16 protein-coding genes are annotated in these 20,726 nt (G+C 62.8%); 11 read left to right on the top strand and 5 right to left on the bottom strand.

Translation table 11 applies throughout. The features are described 5' to 3' along the window. Positions 1-669: 669 nt before the first annotated feature. Positions 670-1,794 carry a GNAT family N-acetyltransferase gene (locus tag HA46_RS04075; RefSeq protein ID WP_084882251.1) on the top strand — a complete coding sequence of 375 codons (1,125 nt, stop codon included), beginning with the start codon at positions 670-672 and terminating at the stop codon, positions 1,792-1,794. Here HA46_RS04075 and HA46_RS04070 read toward each other — a convergent pair. Then, positions 1,791-3,623, bottom strand: coding sequence for an ABC transporter ATP-binding protein (locus HA46_RS04070; protein ID WP_084882250.1), 1,833 nt, complete (start codon positions 3,621-3,623; stop codon positions 1,791-1,793). The genes HA46_RS04075 and HA46_RS04070 overlap by 4 nt on opposite strands. Positions 3,624-3,686: 63 nt before the next feature. On the opposite strand from HA46_RS04070, the gene HA46_RS04065 reads away from it, so the two are divergent. Beyond that, the gene (locus tag HA46_RS04065; RefSeq protein WP_033792721.1) at positions 3,687-4,193 is read left to right on the top strand and encodes a GNAT family N-acetyltransferase; all 507 of its coding nucleotides are present in this window, start codon (positions 3,687-3,689) and stop codon (positions 4,191-4,193) included. On the opposite strand, the gene HA46_RS04060 is transcribed toward HA46_RS04065, so the two are convergent. Continuing rightward, the gene (locus HA46_RS04060) at positions 4,185-4,421 is read right to left on the bottom strand and encodes a hypothetical protein (protein WP_280174244.1); all 237 of its coding nucleotides are present in this window, start codon (positions 4,419-4,421) and stop codon (positions 4,185-4,187) included. The genes HA46_RS04065 and HA46_RS04060 overlap by 9 nt on opposite strands. A 291-nt stretch (positions 4,422-4,712) precedes the next feature. Between HA46_RS04060 and HA46_RS04055 the strand changes: the two genes are divergently transcribed. Beyond that, positions 4,713-6,104, top strand: a complete 1,392-nt coding sequence (locus HA46_RS04055; RefSeq protein ID WP_084882249.1) for an MFS transporter — start codon at positions 4,713-4,715, stop codon at positions 6,102-6,104. Positions 6,105-6,218: 114 nt separating this feature from the next. Continuing rightward, on the top strand, positions 6,219-7,382 hold the full coding sequence (locus tag HA46_RS04050; protein WP_084882248.1) for an HD-GYP domain-containing protein: 1,164 nt from the start codon (positions 6,219-6,221) through the stop codon (positions 7,380-7,382). Here the strand turns inward: HA46_RS04050 and HA46_RS04045 are convergent. Next, positions 7,379-9,469, bottom strand: coding sequence for a TonB-dependent siderophore receptor (locus tag HA46_RS04045; RefSeq protein WP_084882247.1), 2,091 nt, complete (start codon positions 9,467-9,469; stop codon positions 7,379-7,381). The two genes, HA46_RS04050 and HA46_RS04045, sit on opposite strands and share 4 nt — an antisense overlap. Continuing rightward, on the bottom strand, positions 9,466-10,566 hold the full coding sequence (locus HA46_RS04040; RefSeq protein WP_084882246.1) for an ABC transporter substrate-binding protein: 1,101 nt from the start codon (positions 10,564-10,566) through the stop codon (positions 9,466-9,468). The genes HA46_RS04045 and HA46_RS04040 overlap by 4 nt, the downstream gene beginning before the upstream one ends. A gap of 239 nt (positions 10,567-10,805) precedes the next feature. Between HA46_RS04040 and kdpF the strand changes: the two genes are divergently transcribed. Genes kdpF through HA46_RS04010 form a run of 6 tightly spaced genes read left to right on the top strand, consistent with a single transcriptional unit; the run spans position 10,806 to position 18,441 of the window. Then, positions 10,806-10,895 carry a K(+)-transporting ATPase subunit F gene (kdpF, locus tag HA46_RS04035; RefSeq protein WP_033753373.1) on the top strand — a complete coding sequence of 30 codons (90 nt, stop codon included), beginning with the start codon at positions 10,806-10,808 and terminating at the stop codon, positions 10,893-10,895. Then, on the top strand, positions 10,895-12,583 hold the full coding sequence (kdpA, locus tag HA46_RS04030; RefSeq protein ID WP_033792714.1) for a potassium-transporting ATPase subunit KdpA: 1,689 nt from the start codon (positions 10,895-10,897) through the stop codon (positions 12,581-12,583). Before kdpF ends, kdpA begins: the two co-directional genes overlap by 1 nt. Then, a complete protein-coding gene (kdpB, locus tag HA46_RS04025) occupies positions 12,580-14,625 on the top strand; it encodes a potassium-transporting ATPase subunit KdpB (protein WP_084882245.1) in 2,046 nt (681 codons plus the stop codon). Before kdpA ends, kdpB begins: the two co-directional genes overlap by 4 nt. Positions 14,626-14,635: 10 nt before the next feature. Then, a complete protein-coding gene (kdpC, locus tag HA46_RS04020; RefSeq protein ID WP_084882244.1) occupies positions 14,636-15,199 on the top strand; it encodes a potassium-transporting ATPase subunit KdpC in 564 nt (187 codons plus the stop codon). Between the two features lie 8 nt (positions 15,200-15,207). Further along, on the top strand, positions 15,208-17,880 hold the full coding sequence (kdpD, locus tag HA46_RS04015) for a two-component system sensor histidine kinase KdpD (protein WP_033792709.1): 2,673 nt from the start codon (positions 15,208-15,210) through the stop codon (positions 17,878-17,880). A 54-nt stretch (positions 17,881-17,934) separates the two neighbouring features. Then, a complete protein-coding gene (locus HA46_RS04010; RefSeq protein ID WP_033792708.1) occupies positions 17,935-18,441 on the top strand; it encodes a TIGR00645 family protein in 507 nt (168 codons plus the stop codon). 20 nt (positions 18,442-18,461) lie between these two features. On the opposite strand, the gene HA46_RS04005 is transcribed toward HA46_RS04010, so the two are convergent. Continuing rightward, positions 18,462-19,403, bottom strand: a complete 942-nt coding sequence (locus tag HA46_RS04005) for a LysR family transcriptional regulator (protein ID WP_084882243.1) — start codon at positions 19,401-19,403, stop codon at positions 18,462-18,464. Between the two features lie 95 nt (positions 19,404-19,498). On the opposite strand from HA46_RS04005, the gene HA46_RS04000 reads away from it, so the two are divergent. Further along, a complete protein-coding gene (locus HA46_RS04000) occupies positions 19,499-20,707 on the top strand; it encodes an MFS transporter (RefSeq protein WP_084882289.1) in 1,209 nt (402 codons plus the stop codon). Positions 20,708-20,726: the final 19 nt, after the last annotated feature.

Below are 20,726 nucleotides of genomic sequence, written 5' to 3'. Positions count from 1 at the left end.
AGCAGAGTGATAAGCTGACCAATAGGGTCATAAGGATACTTTTTTATATTCGCCTTCACAGACAGGAAAGGTGCTCAATAAGAGATTTTTTACATAGTTCATAATAACAATGGAAAAGAGACGGTTTTCTTTAATGTCTGGTTCCAGTAGAGACACATTGTTATGCTTTTTCATTCTGAAATAATAACGTGCTCGCCAAAGCATAAACAGGGTGGTTCAAAACTGAATTATTCCCGATTATCTCAGTGAGCGGCAAAAAAAGGCAAGAGTGAATGTGAGAAATTGCGAGTCTTTTCATAATTAAACAGGCCCGGCAGTAGCAAAGCGCAAAAAAATCTACTGTTCGGAATAATAATTATTTTGTATCGCACCTGCGGCTATGCGCTGTCCCGAGCGCTAAAATATAATCCTGTTGGTCAAGTACTGGCGTACCTGTTTTCGCCATCATTGAGAATGCCATTTATGGCCAGCATCTGGAGAGGATCGCCATCATTGCGCAGGTATCGTCACAATGAGTCTTTTGCCCAAAATGGCCAGTAAGGAGAACAGCGCACCGGTTAGATTCCATATGTTTCATCTCCGGTTTTTAGGGCTATTCGCGCAACCTCTTTCGCTGCGCGGCAAAACCTGCTTGACTAACCTTCAATTCGATCTGTCCCGGAGCTTTACATGCCTCTCCTTCACCTTGCTTCGCTGGCGGATGTCGATGCCGCTGAATGGGACGCGCTGCTGCCCGACGATCAGCCTTTTTTACGCCACGCCTTTCTGCTGGCGCTGGAAGAGAGCGGCAGCGTACGCGCCGAAAGCGGCTGGCAACCGGATCATCTGCTGTGGCGGGAAGCGGGCGCGCTGCGCGCTGCGCTGCCCGGCTACCGCAAGCGCAACTCATGGGGCGAATATGTCTTCGATCACGCCTGGGCGGACGCCTGCCAGCGCGCGGGCATTCGCTACTATCCAAAATGGCTGGGCGCGATCCCCTTCAGCCCGGTGACCGGCGCGCGCCTGCTGGGGGACGCGCAGGCCGCCGCGCAGCTGCTCGCCGCGCTGCCGGAGACGCTGCATCAACAGGGGCTGAGCAGCGCCCATATCAACTTTACCGACGCGCCCGGCGACGCGCTGCTGCGCCAGCAGCCGGAGTGGCTGATGCGGCTCGGCTGCCAGTACCACTGGCATAATCGCGGCTACCGAGATTTTCAGGACTTTCTCGATACGCTGATGTCGCGCAAGCGCAAACAGCTGCGGAAAGAGCGCGAGCGGGTGGCGCAGAGCGGCTTTGAATTCACCTGGTATCGCGGCGACGAGCTGCGCGAGGAGCAGTGGGATTTCGTCTATACCTGCTACGCCAACACCTATGCGGTGCGCGGCCAGCGGCCCTACCTTACTCGCAGCTTTTTTAGCCTGCTGGCGGCGCGAATGCCGCACAGCATTCGCGTGGCGATCGCGCATCTGCAGCAGCAGCCGGCGGCGATGGCGTTCTGTCTGGTGGATGGCGAGACGCTATACGGGCGCTACTGGGGCTGCCTGGCCGAGTTCGATCGCCTGCATTTCGAGACCTGCTTCTATCAGGGCATGGACTATGCCATCGGCACGGGCCTGAAGCGTTTCGACGCCGGCGCGCAGGGTGAGCATAAGCTGGTGCGCGGCTTTGAGCCGCAGCTCACCACCTCCTGGCACTATCTGACGCATCCCGGCCTGCGTGATGCGGTAGCGGATTTTCTTCAGGAAGAACGAGAAGGCGTGCGCGACTGGGCCGATGAGGCGCGCAACGCCTTGCCGTATCGACGCGGCGATTAGTGGTCGCCGACGAACCCGCTGGTCTGGTGGCGCCACAGTCGGGCATAGAGGCCGTTGTGCGCCAGCAGCTCGCTGTGGTTGCCCATCTCGACGATATGTCCTTTATTCAGCACGATCAGGCGATCCATTTTGGCGATGGTCGATAAACGGTGCGCGATGGCGATAACCGTTTTGCCCTCCATCAGCGTGCCCAGGCTTTCCTGAATCGCCGCTTCCACCTCGGAGTCGAGCGCCGAGGTTGCCTCATCCATGATAAGAATCGGTGCATCCTTCAGCAGCACGCGGGCGATGGCGATGCGCTGGCGCTGGCCGCCGGAGAGCTTCACCCCGCGTTCGCCGACGTGTGCGTCCAGCCCGGTGCGCCCTTCGGCATCGGAAAGGCGCGGAATAAACTCGTTGGCGCGCGCGCGGCGAATCGCCGCCTGCAGCTCCTCTTCGGTGGCGTCGGGACGACCGTAGAGCAGGTTCTCGCGGATTGAGCGGTGCAGCAGCGAGGTATCCTGGGTAATCATACCGATCTGGCTGCGCAGGCTCGCCTGCGTCACCTCGGCGATATTCTGATCGTCAATGGTGATGCGGCCGCCGTTCAGGTCATAGAGGCGCAGCAGCAGGTTCACCAGCGTCGACTTGCCCGCCCCGGAAGGGCCGATCAGGGCGATTTTCTCGCCGGGTTTGATATGGAGGTTAAGACGGTTAATCACCTGATGACCGCCGCCGTAGTCAAAGCGGATATCCTCATAGCGGATCTGACCGCGCGTGACCTTCAGCGCTTTCGCCTGCGGCGCGTCCTGGACGCTGAGCGGCTGGGCGATGGTGTTGATGCCGTCCTGCACCGTGCCGATATTCTCGAAAATGCCGTTCACCACCCACATAATCCAGCCGGACATATTGACCAGGCGCACCACCAGACCGGTCGCCAGCGCGATAGCGCCTACGCTGATTAGCGACTGGCTCCATAGCCAGAGCGCCAGGCCAGAAGTCGACACGATCAGCAGGCCGTTAAGCGAGGAGAGCGTCACGTCCATGCTGGTGACCATGCGGCTCAGCCGATGGTTTTTATCGGTCTGCTCCTGCAGCGCCTCGCGCGCGTAGCGCTTTTCCAGATCGTGATGCGCAAACAGTTTGAGCGTTGAGATATTGGTGTAGCCGTCGACGATGGTGCCCATTAGCTTCGATCGCGCCTGCGACGCCACCACGGATCGCGCCTTTACGCGCGGCACAAAATAGCGCAGCGAGGCGATATAAGCGACGATCCAGATCACCAGCGGGATCATCAGCCGCCAGTCAGCTTCCGCAAACAGCACCAGCGACGTGATGGCGTAAATCAGCACGTGCCAGATGGCGTCGACCAGCTGTACCGCCGAATCGCGCAGCGCGTTGCCGGTCTGGGTAATGCGCTGGGCGATACGTCCGGCAAAGTCGTTGTGAAAGAAGTTCAGGCTCTGGCGCAGCACGTAGTTATGCTGCTGCCACTGGATCATGCTGGTCATGCCGGGATTAATGCTCTGATGCACCAGCATATCGTGCAGCGCGATAAAGACTGGACGCAGGATCAGCGCGACAAACGCCATCCACAGCAGAACAGGCCAGTGATCGGCAAAGAGCGTGTCGGGCGTCGCGCCGTTGACCAGGTCGATAATACGGCTGAGGTAGCTAAACAGCGCCACCTCAATCAGCGCCGATCCCAGCCCCACCACCAGCAAGGCCGCGAAGCTTGGCCATACCTGACGCAGATAGTAAAAATAGAAGGCGCCGATGCGGCCTGGCGGCGAATCGGATGGAGCATCCTGGAAAATATTGATAAAACGTTCGAAACGGCGATACAACATAACGTCTCTCTTTACGTCTGGGGAGAGTAAACAGCTTAGTGCAACTTAAAAGGGATTACCGATATGGAATTAACCATTCGCGGTCGCGAACCCAGTGATGCCGCTGCGTATCAGCGCCTTTACAGCCAGCCTGAGGTCTATCGCTGGACCACGCAGCTGCCGTTTCCCAGCGTGGCGACATGGCAGAAAAAATTCGAACGTATGGATAGCGAAGGCTATATCGGTTTTGTCGCGGAGTTGGATGGAAAAATGGTCGGCGAACTGACGCTGTTCATTGAAAACCGGCCGCGCACCCGGCACGGCCTGAGCTTCGGCATCGGCGTCGATCCCGCTTTCAGCGGACGCGGCATCGGCGAACGTTTAATCCGCAACGGCCTCGATTACGCCTTCAACTGGCTGGGCGCGACGCGCGTAGAACTGGAAGTCTTTCACGACAACGCGCGCGCGCGGCGGCTCTATGAACGCCTCGGCTTCGAGCAGGAGGGGGTGCGCCGTAAGGCCTGCCTGCGCGACGGCGACTATCACGATATTATTTTGATGGCGATGCTGCGCGAAAACTATTCACAGTAGCGGCGCGATGCTGGCGACGGGGAAGAAGAATTTCAGTTTCCCGTCCTCTGTTTTGAGCGGAATGAAGCGCATCGCCTCCCGATAAAAACCGGCGGCCTGATCATCTTTGGCTTCTACCATAACGGCGTAGATGCCGACGGCATCCGCCGCAGAGTAAGCAACGCGCAGCGCATCCAGCACCAGCTGGGTGCCAAATCCTTTTCCAGCGATGCGTTGATCGACGGCCAGGCGGCCAAAAATAATGCACGCCGCTGCGTTTCATAGCGCAGCGCGCCATGATTTCCTGGAGCTGGCGCACATTCCCTGCGCGGCGGCCAACGTTTTTGCCGCTTATGTGCGGCGTCGCAAGCTGCGTTGTGAAGGCTGCCAAAAACAGTGCCAGATAGCGCGCATGATTTCACCACTCGCCCAATGACCAACCCTTCGCCTGCTACCTATATTTCCTCCACAGGGCGTTCAACGCGGTATTCCTGATCATTTTTCCGGGGCGGTACGCCTCCTTTTTAAGGAATTCACCTGATGACAAAAGCGCACTCTGCCGCGCGGCCCACCCGCGTGCGTATCTGGATCCTCTGCCTGATCCTGTTTCTTTCGGTAGTGGCCTATGCTGACCGCTCGATCCTGTCGATCTCCGGATCGGCGATAAAAGATGAGTTTGGACTGTCGGCGATCCAGCTCGGCCTGATCCTCTCCGCCTTTAGCTGGGCCTATGTGATCGGCCAGATCCCCGGCGGCCTGCTGCTTGACCGCTTCGGCGCGAAAAAAATTTACGGCATCACGCTGGCGCTCTGGTCGCTTTCCACCATTGCGATGGGCTTCGTCGGCGAGCTGGCGGGCGGTATGACCGCCGCGCTGGTGCTGATGTTTACGCTGCGCTTTGCGCTGGGGCTGATAGAAGCGCCCGCCTTTCCGGCAAACGCGCGCGTAGTGATCATGTGGTTTCCCGGCGCAGAACGCGGTCGCGCCTCCGCGCTGTTTAGCACGGCGCAGTACTTCGCCGTGGCTATTTTCTCGCCGCTTTCCGGCTGGCTGGTCTCGCGCTTCGGCTGGGAGTGGCCCTTCTTCGTGCTGGGCGGCATCGGCGTGCTGGCGGTATTCGTCTGGGCGGCCTATATGCGCGAGCCGCGCAAGCATCCCGGCGTCTCTGAAAGCGAACTGAACTATATCGTCGACGGCGGGGCGCTGGTGGATATCGATGCGCCCCATACCCTGAAGGCGCGGCCTGCGCTGAATAAAAAGATGTTCAAAACCCTGCTCTCCAGCCGCATGCTCTGGTGCGCCTATCTCGGTCAGTACTGCACCATCGCGCTCAGCTACTTTTTTATTACCTGGTTCCCCATCTATCTGGTGCAGGCGCGCGGCATGAATATCATGGACGCCGGTTTCGCCACCATCGCGCCCGCGCTGTTCGGCTTTCTCGGCGGCATCAGCGGCGGCTATATCTCCGATATGCTGATCAAACGCGGCTGGAGCCTCTCCTGGGCGCGCAAAACGCCGTTTATTATCGGCATGTTAATGGCGGCGTCGCTGGTGATGGCGGCGGTAATCCCGAGCAACCTCGGCATTATCGCCATTATGTCTTTCGCCTTTTTCGGCAAGGGCGTGGCGGCGGGCGCAGGAACCTGGACGGTGATTAGCGATACCGCGCCGAAAGAGGCGGTCGGCCTTGCAGGCGGCATATTCAACGGCGTCAGCAATATTGCCGGCTTCGTCACGCCGCTGCTGTTCGGCGTGATCGTCGGGCTGACCGGCAGCTACAGCATCGGGCTGGGATTTGTCGGCGCGCACTGCGTGGTCGCCGCGCTGCTGTTCCTGTTCGTAATGGGACCGATCGTGCGCGTCGGCGAAACGCAGACGCCGGAAGCGGCGCGCGAGGCGCAAAAAGCGGCGCACGGCATCAAGGCGATATAAGGTTTCCGCCAGGTCGGCGCGCTGCGCCGACCACCGACCACTTCATTCTCACTGAAGAAAATTTCCTCACTTGCCGATATCTCTCTACCAGGAGCGATCCTTAGGAGAGATATCGTGATTAAACAAATCACCGTCGACGAGCTGCGGCCAGGGATGTTTATCCATAAGCTCGAGGTCTGGTGGATTAAAGATAAACGCATCCGCAATCAGATGCTGGTAACCGATCCGCGGCAGATCGCGATGCTGCGCGATGAAGGGATCCAGCGGCTCTGGATCGATCTGAATCGATCGGTGCAGGCGCCTGCCGCGCCGTCGGCGGATAAAAAACCCGTCGAACGCACGCCCTTTTTTCAGGAGCTGGACCAGGCGCAGCAGATTTTCCAGCAGGGCAAAACGCAGGTGATGGCGATGTTCAATGAGGCGCGCCTCGGCCATCGTCTGAACCTGGCGGGCATGCTGGATCTGGTGGACGAGATCGCCGGCTCTATCCGGCGCGAGCCGACCGCGCTGCTGAGCGTGGCGCGCCTCAAAAACCATGACGATTATACCTGGCTGCACTCTATGGCGGTTTGCGGTCTGATGATTACGCTGGCGCAGCAGCTCGGGCTGGATGACAACCAGGTGCGGCGCGTCGGCATGGGCGGGCTGCTGCATGACGTCGGTAAGGCGGCGGTGCCGCTGGAGATCCTCAACAAGCCCGGTAAGCTCAGCGACGAAGAGTTCGAGGTGATGCGCCAGCATCCGGTGGTTGGCGCGCAGATGCTGATGGAGGCGGACGCCGACGTCGATCTGCTGGATATCGCCCTGCATCATCATGAAAAGGTTGACGGCAGCGGCTATCCGCACCGGCTGAAAGGCGACGAGATCTCGCTCTACTCGCGCATGGCGGCGGTGTGCGACGTTTATGACGCGCTTACGTCGACGCGCGTCTACCGCAAGGGCTGGACCCCCGCCGAAGCGATGCACAATATGCTGAACTGGCGCGGCCATTTCGACCAGCAGATCCTGCACCTCTTCGTGCGCGCCATCGGCATCTACCCGGTAGGGTCGCTGGTACGGCTGGCGTCGGGACGCGTCGCGCTGGTGGTAAAGGCGGGCGAGCAATCGCTGCTGAAACCGGTGGTGCACGCCTTCTGGTCGCTGCATGCGCAGCGCGAAGTCAGGCCGGAACGCATCGATCTCGGCGACAGCTTCTGCACCGACAGCATTATCGGCGCAGAAGAGAGCCCGCTGTGGAAAAACGCCGATCTCAATCGCGTCTGGGCGCTGGCGAGTTAAAAATCGACGCTGGCGCGCAGCACGATCTCGCGCGGCTCACCCACCGCGACGCGCAGATTGTTGCCGCTGGACGGGTAATATGTCTTATCGAACAGGTTGTTGACGTTAACCTGCCACTTCACGCGGTAATGGTTAAGCGGCGTTTGCCAGGCGACAAAAGCGTCCGCCACCGTATAGTCATCCAGATAAAAACTGTTGGCCGCATCGCCGGGGCGGCGGCCGACGTAGCGCGCGCCGACGCCTGCGCGCAAATCGTCTGCCGCCAGCAGGCCGGTGGCGCCAAAATCGTTGGTCAGGAACAGCGCGGCGGTATGGCGCGCGGTATTGCTCATGCTGTTGCCGTTATTGGCCGGATCGGCGGTGACGCGCGCGTCGGTCCAGGCGTAGCTGCCCACCAGGCTGAGCGCGTCGGTCAGCTTGCCCGCCAGATCGAGTTCGACGCCCTGCGAGCGCACCTTCCCGGCGGTGCGCGTTACGCTCTCGCCGTCCACCAGCTCATCCACCATCACGTTGCGCTTCTGAATATCAAACAGCGCCAGCGTGCCGGTCACGCCGTTGGGCAGATCGATCTTGCCGCCGACTTCCCAGGCTTTGCCCAGCTCCGGCGGCAGCGCGCCGATCTCGGTGGCGATAGAGGAATTGGGCTTAAAGGATTCGGTGTAGCTGGCGTAGAGGCTCGACCAGCCGTTGAGGTTATAAACCACGCCGGCGCGCGGCACCAGCCGGCTGTCGGAACTGCGGGTGCGGGCGACGAACGGACGGCCTTTGCCCGCCATCACGTCGAAGCTATCGTAGCGCAGGCCGCCCAGCAGCAGCCAGTTCGGCGTCAGGCGGATGGCATCCTGCAAAAAGAGGCCGCGGCTGTCGATATTCTCGCGCTGATCGCTGTCGGCGGCGCTTACCGTAGAGCTGGATGACATCTCGTCATACACCGGATGCCAGATATTGAAGCGGCTGTTTTTCTTGCCGCGCAGCATATCGCCGCGGAAGGTGCGGTCAGCTTCGTAGTCGAATCCCGCCAGCAGCTGATGGTTGACGCGGCCCCAGTCGACGTCGCCGTTAAGCGTCAGCTGCACCATCTGCGAGCGGCTCTGCGCGTCGCCGGTCGCGTCGGCCTGACGCGTCAGCGCGCCGGTGTCGGCGTTGAACGCGGTGGCGCGCGCCTGATGGTCGCTATAGGCGTTGCGCGTAAAGCTGTAGTTGAGATGCGCCGTCCAGCTGTCGTTGAGGATCCGGTCGGCGGCCAGCGTCAGGGTATCCTGATCGCCGCGCGTGGCGTTGAAACGTTCGTCGAAGCGCTCTTCGCGCGGCGTGTTCACCGGCTTGCCGGTTTTGGGGTTGATCACCGTGCCGCGATCGAACGGCACCAGGTACTCCATATGCTCCCAGGCGACGCGCAGGGTGGTGCGCTCGCCAAACCACATCAGCGACGGCGCAACCACCGTCTGGCGCGTGCGGCCGAAATTACGCCAGTAATCGGTCTCGTCGTGATCGACGATCAGCCGACCCGCAAAGCCGCTGGTGCCTAGCGGGCCAGTCACGTCGAGTTGCCCGCCGCCGCCGCCGAAGCTGCTGTTGCGGCCTTCCAGATGCGCCTGCGGCGTCAGCAGCGGCTTCTTGCTGATGACGTTGACCAGGCCGCCCGGCTCGTTCATGCCGTAGAGCATGGAAGAGGGGCCTTTCAGCACCTCGACGCGCTCGCTGGTGGGGGTGAAGTTGCGCGCCTGAATCGAGCGCACGCCGTCGCGCAGGATAGAGCCGTCACGGTTATCGCCGAATCCGCGCTTGATCAGCGCATCCTGCGTGCCGCCCAGCGTATTGGCCTGGGTAATGCCGCTGACAAATTTTACCGCGTCGTCGAGATCCTGCGCGTCGCTGTCCTGCAGTACCTGCCGCTGCACCACGGTGACGTTCTGCGGCGTATCGATAATCTTTGCCGGCGCGCGCGTGGCGGTCACGCTGCTGTGCGGCTGGTAGCCATCTTCCTGCGACGCTGCGTCCTGCGTGACCAGCAGCGTGGTTTCCTGCGCGTGCAGGCTGCCGGAGAGCAGCGTGCCGCCCAGCAGGAGAGAAGAGAGGTGTTTCATTGCGGTAACTGGCTCCAGAAGGTCCCTGATAAATTCAGCGGCAGAAAGCGCTGATAAAGTTGTTCAAGCGTGCGGTGCGGATCGAGATCGGCGAACAGCTGCGGGTAGAGCGCTTTTGCAAAGAACTCTACCGCTACCACGTGCCACGGACTGAGATAAAAGTTGTGCCACAGGCCATACGCGCGGTGGTTTTTCACCGCCTCGAGCTGGCTGATAACCGGCTGCGCGGCGAGCAGCCTTTGCAGGCTGACGGCCGCCCGATCGGCGCCGACCTCTGGGCCGAGCTGCAGCGTGCTGTCATCGTCCGCATCCGCCATTCCGGTCGCGATATAGACCTGCGGCGGCTGGGCCAGCGCCTGCTCGGGATTGATCTCGCCGAACACCCCTTTTACCGCGTCGGCGGCGATATTGTCGCCGCCGGCAAAGGCGAGCAGCTGGCCAAGATTGCCGTTGACCGCCGTGGTGCAGCAGGTGTCGCGGCGGCCCAGATGCAGATGCAGCATCGCGCGGGTTTTTGCGCCCTGATAGCCCGCCAGCCGGTCGCGCACCTTGTCCATATGCTGCTGATAGAAATCGATAAACGCCTGCGCACGCTGCGGATGGTCGAATACCTCGCCCAGGATTTTCAGGCTCGGCACCGTGTTGTTGAGCAGATCAACGCGCAGGTCGACATAGATCACCGGAATATTGACCTGCTGCATCAGCTGGCGGAAATGCGCCTCTTCCGCGCCGCTTTTCGCCAGGCGCGGCAGGATAATCAGGTCGGGCTTCAGCCTGATCACCTGTTCGGGATTAAGGTCGCGCAGCGCGCCGGTGCCGAGCTGGGGCACCGCCTTGATCGCCGGGAAAGCGGTGGTGAACTGGCGCCAGCTTTGCGGGTCGTACTTCGCCATATCCGCCGGCCAGCCTGCGACGCGCGCCGCCGGGTTACCGGGCACGATCAGCGCCAGCGTATAGAGCATGCGGCTTTCGCCCAGGATGATGCGCTGGGGACGATCGGGCAGGGTTACGCGCTGGCCGGTAATATCGACGATCGATTTGGCGAGGCAGGCGCCGCTGCACAGCAGCAACAGCAGCAGAGAAAAAAGGGAACGCATCACAATTATTTCGCAAGGAAATAGAAATGATAATGAATATCAGTCGTCTTCACAACGGCGGCGGAGCCATTGCGTTGCGGCGCTGGGTTTTATAACTAAAAAAGGCGGCTGCGCGCGGTCATCCGCCTGTTTATTTGCCATTTTTATAACTTTTTTACGCCCGCTATACGCAATTTAACCGCTTCTTTATACCGATGGGCGCAGGCTAACGCGAAACCCTGATCCCTCTGGAGGTCGCTGTGAGCGTGGGCGTAATAACCGGCATCGTGCTGGTGTTTTTGTTACTGGGCTACCTGATCTATGCCCTGCTGAATGCGGAGGCGTTTTGATGGCCGCCAATGCGTTTTTACTGATTGCCGTATTTCTCGCGGCGTTAATGGCGCTGGCGCAGCCGCTGGGGCGCGGGCTGGCCGTGCTGATTGCCGACAAGCCGGTGCTGCCGGGCGTCGAGCGTCCGCTCTGGCGCCTGCTCGGTGCAGAGGCGCCCACCATGCGCTGGCCGCACTACCTGCTGGCGATCCTGCTGTTTAACCTGCTCGGCCTGCTGCTGCTGACGGCGATCCTGCTGCTGCAGGATCGGCTGCCGCTCAACCCGCAGCAGCTGCCCGCGCTCAGCTGGCATCTGGCGCTCAATACCGCAGTCAGCTTCGTTACCAATACCAACTGGCAGTCCTACGGCGGGGAGAGCACTCTGAGCTATTTCAGCCAGATGGTCGGCCTGACGGTGCAGAACTTCGTGTCGGCGGCGACCGGCATCGCGGTGGCGTTCGCGCTGATCCGCGGTTTCGCCAGCCGCGCCACCGATACGCTCGGCAACGCGTGGCGCGATCTGACGCGCATCACGCTCTACGTGCTGCTGCCGATCAGCCTGCTGATGGCGCTGCTGTTCGTCAGCCAGGGCAGCATTCAGAACTTCCTGCCGTACCACGCCGTCACCACGCTGGAAGGGGCGCAGCAAACGCTGGCGATGGGGCCGGTGGCGTCGCAGGAGGCGATCAAGATGCTGGGCACCAACGGCGGCGGCTTCTTTAACGTCAACTCGGCGCATCCGTTCGAGAACCCCAACGCGCTGACCAACTTCGTGCAGATGCTGGCGATATTTCTCATCCCGGCGGCGCTCTGCTTCGCCTTTGGCTATGCGGTGCGCGACCGTCGCCAGGGCCATATGCTGCTCTGGGCGATGTCGCTGATGTTCGTCGTCGCGGTAGTGGCGGTGATGTGGGCGGAAACGCGCGGCAACCCGCACCTGCTGGCGCTCGGCGCCGACAGCGCCCTCAACATGGAAGGCAAAGAGACGCGCTTCGGCATTCTTAACTCCAGCCTGTTTGCGGTGATTACGACCGCCGCGTCGTGCGGCGCGGTGAATGCGATGCACGACTCCTTCACCGCGCTGGGCGGCATGGTGCCGATGTGGCTGATGCAGCTGGGCGAGGTGGTGTTCGGCGGCGTCGGCGCAGGCCTTTACGGCATGCTGCTTTTCGTGGTGCTGGCGGTGTTTATCGCCGGCCTGATGATCGGCCGCACGCCGGAATACCTCGGCAAAAAGGTCGACGTGCGCGAAATGAAGATGACCGCGCTGGCGATTCTGGTGACGCCGACGCTGGTGCTGCTCGGCACCGCGCTGGCGATGATGACCGACGCGGGCCGCGCCGGCATGGCGAATCCCGGCATTCACGGCTTTAGCGAAGTGCTCTATGCCGTTTCGTCCGCCGCTAATAACAACGGCAGCGCCTTTGCGGGGCTGAGCGCTAACACGCCGTTCTGGAACCTGCTGCTGGCGTTCTGCATGCTGGTCGGCCGCTTCGGCATCATCATTCCGGTGATGGCGCTGGCGGGCAGCATGGCGGTGAAAAAGGCGCAGCCGGTGGGCAACGGCACGCTGCCGACGCACGGCCCGCTGTTTATCGCGCTGCTGATCGGCGCGGTGCTGCTGGTGGGCGCGCTGACCTTTATTCCCGCTCTGGCGCTGGGTCCAGTCGCCGAGCATCTGCAACTTCTTCAGGGTACGCACTCATGAGTCGTCAACAACAGGCGCTGAACGGCGCACTGATGCGCGTCGCGCTGGTCGACGCGCTGAAAAAGCTGGATCCGCGCGTGCAGTTCCGCAATCCGGTGATGTTCGTGGTCTGGCTCGGCAGCCTGCTCACTACGCTGCTGGCGCTGGGCATGGCGGGCGGCTGGCTCGACGGCAGCGCCAGCTTTACCGGCGCCATCGCCCTCTGGCTCTGGTTCACCGTGCTATTCGCCAACTTCGCCGAAGCGCTGGCGGAAGGGCGCAGCAAGGCGCAGGCGAGCAGCCTGAAAGGGGTCAAGAAAACCAGCTTTGCGAAAAAGCTGGCTGAGCCGCGCCATGGCGGCCAGTGGCAGCAGGTCTCTGCCGACAGCCTGCGCAAAGGGGATATCGTGCTGGCGGAGGCGGGCGATATTATTCCCTGCGACGGCGAAGTGCTGGAGGGCGGCGCCTCGGTGGAAGAGAGCGCCATTACCGGCGAATCCGCGCCGGTGATCCGCGAGTCGGGCGGCGACTTCGCCTCGGTAACCGGCGGCACGCGCATTCTTTCCGACTGGCTGGTGATTCAGTGCAGCGTCAATCCAGGCGAGACCTTTCTCGATCGCATGATCGCCATGGTGGAAGGCGCGAAGCGGCGGAAAACCCCTAACGAGATCGCGCTGACCATTCTGCTGGTGTCGCTGACTATCGTGTTTCTGCTGGCGACCGTCACGCTCTGGCCTTTCTCGGCGTGGGGCGGCGCGCCGGTCAGCGTCACGGTGCTGGTGGCGCTGCTGGTCTGTTTGATCCCGACCACTATCGGCGGCCTGCTCTCCGCCATCGGCGTGGCGGGCATGAGCCGCATGCTGGGCGCCAACGTGATCGCCACCAGCGGGCGCGCGGTCGAGGCAGCGGGCGACGTCGACGTGCTGATGCTGGACAAGACCGGCACCATTACGCTCGGCAACCGTCAGGCGACGCAGTTTCTGCCCGCGCCGGGCGTCAGCGAAGAGCAGCTGGCCGACGCGGCGCAGCTCGCCTCGCTGGCGGATGAGACGCCCGAGGGGCGCAGCATCGTGGTGCTGGCGAAACAGCGCTTCAACCTGCGCGAGCGCGACCTTAACAGCCTGGGCGCGAGCTTTATTCCCTTCTCGGCGCAGACGCGCATGAGCGGCGTCAATGTGCAGGACCGGCTGATCCGCAAAGGGGCGGTGGACGCGGTGAAACGCCATATCGAAGCCAACAGCGGCCGCTTCCCGACAGAGGTCAACGCGCTGGTGGAAGAGGTGGCGCGCGCCGGCGGCACGCCGCTGGTGGTGTCGGAAGGGGCGAAGGTGCTGGGCGTGGTGGCGCTAAAAGATATCGTGAAAGGCGGCATCAAAGAGCGTTTCGCCGAGCTGCGCAAGATGGGCATCAAAACCGTGATGATCACCGGCGACAACCCGCTGACCGCGGCGGCGATCGCGGCGGAGGCGGGCGTCGACGACTTTCTGTCGGAAGCGACGCCGGAAGCGAAGCTGGCGCTGATCCGCCAGTATCAGGCGGAAGGCCGGCTGGTGGCGATGACCGGCGACGGCACCAACGACGCCCCGGCGCTCGCGCAGGCTGACGTGGCGGTGGCGATGAACTCCGGCACCCAGGCGGCGAAAGAGGCGGGCAACATGGTGGATCTCGACTCTAACCCCACCAAGCTGCTGGAGGTGGTGCATATCGGCAAGCAGATGCTGATGACGCGCGGCTCGCTCACCACCTTCAGCATCGCCAACGACGTCGCCAAATATTTCGCCATTATTCCGGCGGCCTTCGCGGCGACCTACCCGCAGCTCAACCTGCTGAACGTCATGCATCTGCATTCGCCGTCGTCGGCGATCCTGTCGGCGGTGATTTTTAACGCGCTGGTGATCGTCTTCCTGATCCCGCTGGCGCTGAAGGGCGTGAGCTACCGGCCGCTGAGCGCCGCGGCGCTGCTGCGCCGCAACCTGCTGATTTATGGCCTGGGCGGGCTGCTGGTGCCCTTTATCGGCATTAAAGCCATCGACCTGCTGCTGGTGCTGCTGGGTCTGGCATAAGGAGAAAAAAATGAGTCAGTTACGTCCGGCAATGTTAGTTTTACTGCTGCTCACCCTGGCCACCGGCGTGGGGTATCCTTTACTCACTACCGGCCTGGCCCAGTGGCTGTTTCCGGCGCAGGCCAACGGCTCGCTGATCGAAGAGCGCGGGTCGGCGCTGATCGGCCAGAACTTTACCCGACCCGGCTATTTCTGGGGGCGACCGTCAGCGACCGGCGACGCGCCCTATAATCCGCTGGCGTCGAGCGGCAGCAATCTGGCGGCAAGCAATCCGGCGCTGGACAAGGCAGTGGCGGAACGCGTCGCCGCGCTGCGCGCCGCCAATCCGCTCTCGCCGCAGGCGGTGCCGGTCGATTTGGTGACCGCCTCGGCCAGCGGCCTGGATCCGGCGATTTCGCCCGCCGCCGCGCACTGGCAGGCGCCGCGCGTCGCCACTGCGCGTCAGCTGCCGCTGAAAACGGTAGAGGATTTAATCGACGCCAATACGGAGCGGCCGCTGCTCGCCTTTAGCGGCGATCCCACCGTCAACGTGCTGCGGCTTAATCTGGCGCTGGACGCGCTGACTCAACCCTGAAGGACGTAATGAACGACGAACGCGAACGCCCCGATCCCGACGCGCTGCTGTTGCAGCAGGCCGACAGCCATCGCGGCAAGCTGAAAATCTACTTCGGCGCCTGCGCGGGGGTAGGTAAAACCTACGCCATGCTGCAGGAGGCGCAGCGGCTGCGCGCGCAGGGGCTCGACGTGCTGATCGGCGTGGTAGAGACGCACGGGCGGGAAGAGACCGCCAGCTTGCTGCGCGGGCTCGCGGTGCTGCCGCGGCGCGCCACCGGCCGCTCGCGTCATGCCGAGTTCGATCTGGACGCGGCGCTGGCGCGCCATCCGGCGGTGATCCTGATGGACGAGCTGGCGCACACCAACGTGCAGGGATCGCGCCATCCCAAGCGCTGGCAGGATATCGACGAGCTGCTGGACGCGGGCATCGACGTGATCACCACCGTCAACGTGCAGCACCTTGAAAGCCTTAACGACGTCGTAGGCGGCGTTACCGGCATTCGCGTGCGCGAAACCGTTCCCGACCCCTTTTTCGACAGCGCCGATGAGGTGGTGCTGGTGGATCTGCCGCCGGACGATCTGCGCCAGCGCCTGAAAGAGGGCAAGGTCTACGTCGGCGATCGCGCGGAGCGCGCCATCGAAAACTTCTTTCGCAAGGGCAACCTGTTCGCCCTGCGCGAACTGGCGCTGCGGCGCACCGCCGACCGCGTGGACGACCAGATGCGCGCCTGGCGCGACCAGCAGGGCCGCGACCGCGTCTGGCACACGCGCGACGCCATTCTGCTCTGCATCGGCGACGACTCCGGCAGCGAAAAGCTGGTGCGCACCGCCGCGCGGCTGGCGGCGCGGCTCGGCAGCGAGTGGCACGCGGTCTATGTGGAGACGCCGCGCCTTAACCGGCTGCCGGAAGCGCGACGGCGCGCCATTCTGAAAACCCTGCAGCTGGCGCAGGAGCTGGGGGCGGAGACCGCCACGCTCTCCGATCCCGACGAGGCGCAGGCGGTGCTGCGCTACGCCCGCGAACATAACCTTGGCAAAATCGTTACCGGCCGTCGCCCGCTGCGGCGCTGGCATCGCGACAGCTTCGCCACGCGCCTCGGCAAGCTGGGGCCAGATCTCGACCTGCTGGTGGTGGCGCTCGACGAGCCTGCCGCCGAGGCCTCGACGTTAGCGGACGCGCGCGTCGGCGGCGACCGCTGGCGCCTGCCGCTGCGCGGCGTGCTGATGGCGCTGCTGCTCTGTATCGCGGTGACCGCCGCCGGGCGCTGGCTGCTGGCCGGCTTCGATACCGCCAACGGCGTGATGATCTACCTGCTGGCGGTGGTGATTATCGCGCTGCGCTACGGGCGCTGGCCGTCGGTGATCGCCACGGTAATGAATATTCTCGCTTTCGACCTCTTTTTCGTCGCGCCGACCGGCACGGTGGCGGTCTCCGATTTGCAGTATCTGGTGACCTTCGCGGTGATGCTGGCGGTGGGGGTGATTGTCGGCAACCTTACCGCCGGCGTGCGCTATCAGGCGCGCGTGGCGCGCTACCGCGAGCAGCGCGCGCGTCACCTCTACGAGATGGCGAAGTCGCTGGGCAGCGCGCTGACGCCTGAAGATATCGCCGCCACCGCTCAGCGCGTTATCGACGTCACGCTGCAGGCGCGCAGCCTGCTGCTGCTGCCGGACGAACAGGGCGAGCTGGTGGCGACGGGCGCGGCGACGCCTGGCAGCGAGCCGGATCGCGCCATCGCCAAATGGAGCTACAGCAAGGGCCAGCCCGCCGGCGCGGGCACCGATACGCTGCCAGCCGTGCCGTACCAGATCCTGCCGCTAAAGAGCGGCGCGCACTGCCGCGGGCTGCTGGTAGTGGAGCCGCAGAACCTGCGCCAGCTGATGATCCCCGAGCAGCAGCGGCTGGTGGAGACCTTTACCGTGCTGATCGCCAACGCGCTGGAGCGGATGGCGCTGTCGCAGAGCGAGGCGGCGTCGCGGCTGTCGGCGGAGCGCGAACAGCTGCGCAACGCGCTGCTCTCCGCGCTGTCGCACGATCTGCGCACGCCGCTGACCGTGCTGTTCGGCCAGGCGGAGATGCTGATGCTCGACCTGGCCAGCGAAGAGTCGAAGTATGTTACGCAGGCGAACCAGATCCGCGAGCAGACGCTGAGCACCATTCGGCTGGTGAGCAATATGCTCGATATGGCCCGCATCCAGTCGGGCGGACTGAACCTGCGCGAAGAGTGGCTGGCGCTGGACGAGGTGATTGGCGGGGCGCTGAGCAGCATGGCGCCGTCGCTGAAAGGGCACGGCGTCACGCTCGACCTGCCGTCGGAGCTGGTGCTGATTAAAGGCGACAGCGCGCTGCTGGAGCGCGTGCTGACCAACCTGATCGAGAACAGCCTGAAATATGCCGGCAACAGCGCGCAGCGCGGCATTCGCGCCTGGCGCGACGGCGAGCGGCTGGAGATGGCGGTGTGGGACAACGGGCCGGGCATCGCCGACAAAGACCTGACGCGCATCTTCGACAAGTTCGCGCGCGGCGATAAAGAGTCGTCTGTGCCGGGCGTCGGGCTGGGGCTGGCGATCTGCAAAACCATCGTCGAGAGTCACGGCGGACGTATCTGGGCTGAAAATCGCATTGAAGGCGGCGTGGCATTCCGTCTCTCCCTGCCGCTGCCGCCCGCGCCTGAAATTTCTGAAGAGGCGCTGAAATAACTTCACAGAGGATGGGTTATACTGCCTCACCTGTCTGATTACCTGTGGGAAATTATGGAACGTTTTACCGAAAACCTGATGTATGCGTCGCGCTGGTTGCTGGCTCCGGTTTACATTGGACTTTCGCTGGGTTTGCTGGCGCTGACGATTAAATTTTTCCAGGAAATTTTTCACCTGCTGCCCAATATTCTCAGCATTGCGGAAAACGATCTGATTTTGCTGCTGCTGGCGCTGGTCGACATGACGCTGGTAGGTGGCCTGCTGGTGATGGTGATGCTCTCTGGCTATGAGAACTTTGTCTCTAAGCTCGATATCGACGAACATAAAGAGAAGCTGAGCTGGCTCGGCAAGATGGACTCCGGCTCGCTGAAGAACAAAGTCGCGGCGTCGATCGTCGCTATCTCCTCTATCCATCTGTTGCGCGTGTTTATGGAAGCGCGCAGCGTGCCCAACGACAAGCTGATGTGGTACGTGATCATCCATCTGACCTTTGTGCTGTCGGCCTTTGTGATGGGCTGGCTGGACAATATGTCGAAAAACGAGAAAAAGCCCGCGCAATAGCGAAGAGGCGGCTACGCCTCTTAGCGCTGAAACGTCCCTGCTGGCCGCGTGCCGGTCAGCTGCGGCATCACTTCCCGCACCATCTCGAAAAACTTCTGCAGGCGCGCCGGATAGTAGCTCGCCCAGGGATAGGTGAGCCAGACCGGCAAAGGCGGCGCCTGCCACTGCGGCGTCAGCTGAACCAGTTCGCCGCGCGCTAAATCTTCCTGCACCACCCACGACGACATGATCGCCGCGCCCATTCCCATTAATGCCGCTTTGCGCACCGCGTAGAGGCTGTCGCTGCTCAGACGCGGCGCAATCGCCATATTAACCGGCTGGCCGTCGTCAATCCGCTGTAACGCAATCTCGTTACGGTAAAAGCTGGTCAGCGCCAGCCAGGGCAGCGTCGCCAGCTGCTCTACGACGTCAACCGGCGCGTGCCGCGCCAGCAGATCCGGCGAGGCCACCACGATGCGCGGCACTTCCGCCAGCAAAATCGCCACGATGGCGGGATCGCTCAGCGCGCCGACCTGAATCGCGCAGTCGACATTCTCGGCGATAAAGTCGGGCGTGCGATCGTTGAGCATCCACTCCACGTTAAGGCGCGGGTAGCGCATCAGGTATTCCACCAGCGGCGCGACCAGCTGATCCTGGCCAAAGGCGTGCGGCGCGCGCACCCGCAGCGTGCCGACCGGCTCGTCGTTGGCGTGGGTCAGCTCATCCTCCAGCGCGTGCCAGGTCGCCAGCAGCTGGCGCGCATGGGCGTAGCAGCGCTCGCCGTCGTCGGTCAGCTTGAGCGCGTGGGTGGTGCGCATGATCAGCTTGAGCCCAAGGCGCTGCTCCAGCGCCTGCAGCCGACGGCTAATGGTGGGCTGGGTGGTGTTGAGCTGCGCGGCCGCTGCCGACAGGCTGCCGCTTTCCACGATGCGGATAAACGTCTGCATCAGTTCGATACGATCGGGACTGGCTAAGTTTTTCATACGTACCACGCATAACAGTTTTGCCTTTTGCCAGTCTACCGCGTATGGCGGAAATTCGCTTTACTAAACGCCATACCCCTGTGGAGATGAAAATCATGTCAGCGATTAACAGCATTACGGCCAGTCCGGCCGAAAGATTGCCCGGTCCCCTGGTCTTTACCCTTGCCGCAGGCGCAGGGTTGAGCGTGGCCTCGATTTACTACAGCCAGCCGATGCTGGATATCATCGGCAAACAGTTCAACGTCGGCGTCGGCGCGGTCGGTATGGTGCCGATGCTGACGCAGATGGGCTATGCGCTGGGCATTCTGCTGCTGGCGCCGCTGGGCGACCGTCACGATCGCCGCGCCATCATCCTGATCAAAGGGCTGCTGCTGGTGGCGGCGCTGATGCTGTGCGGCTTCTCCGGCGGCCTGAACGCGCTGCTGATCGCCAGCTTCGCCACCGGCCTGACGGCGACGGTGGCGCAGGATATCGTGCCGGCCTCCGCCGCGCTGGCGCCCGAGCGCAGCCGCGGCAAGACGGTTGGCACGGTGATGACCGGCCTGCTGGTGGGCATTCTGCTGTCGCGCGTGGTGAGCGGCGTAGTGGCGGAGTATTTCGGCTGGCGCGCCATGTACTGGCTGGCGGCGGCGCTGGTGCTTTTCATCAGCCTGGCGCTGTGGCGCGCGCTGCCGCGTTTTACGCCCGGCACCTCGGTAAGCTATCCGCGGCTGCTGCTGTCGCTGGCGCATCTCTGGCAGCATCATCAGACGCTGCGCCGCGCGGCGCTGGCGCAGGGTTTGCTGTCGGTCGGTTTTAGCGCCTTCTGGTCGACGCTGGCGCTGATGCTCAGCGATCGCTTCCACCTCGATAGCGCGGTTGCCGGCGCCTTCGGCCTGGCCGGCGCGGCGGGCGCCATGGCCGCGCCGCTGGCGGGCAGCATCGCCGACCGTATCGGCCCGGCGCGCGTCACCATCGTCGGCGCCGGACTGGTCACCGTCTCCTTCGCGCTGATGTTCCTGCTGCCTGCGCTGCCGATCCCTGCTCAGCTGGCGCTGATCGTGCTCAGCACCATCGGCTTCGACTTAGGCGTGCAGGCCACGCTGGTGGCGCACCAGACGCTGGTTTACAGCCTGGCCCCGGAAGCGCGCAGCCGCCTCAACGCGCTGCTGTTTACCGTGGTGTTTATCGGCATGGCGACCGGCGCCGCGCTGGGCAGTCTGGCGCTGGCGCGCTGGGGGTGGAACGGCGTTGTGACGCTCGCCACGCTGGCCGGCGCCGCCAGTTTCGCGCTTCGCCTGGCGAGCCGGCACCTGAAGAACTGATCCCGCTTTCGCGCTCTTG

The organism is Pantoea septica (assembly GCF_002095575.1).
Lineage (GTDB): Bacteria > Pseudomonadota > Gammaproteobacteria > Enterobacterales > Enterobacteriaceae > Pantoea > Pantoea septica.
Note: the sequence above shows the minus strand (reverse complement) of the source record. Positions and strands in the feature narration are given on the sequence as shown.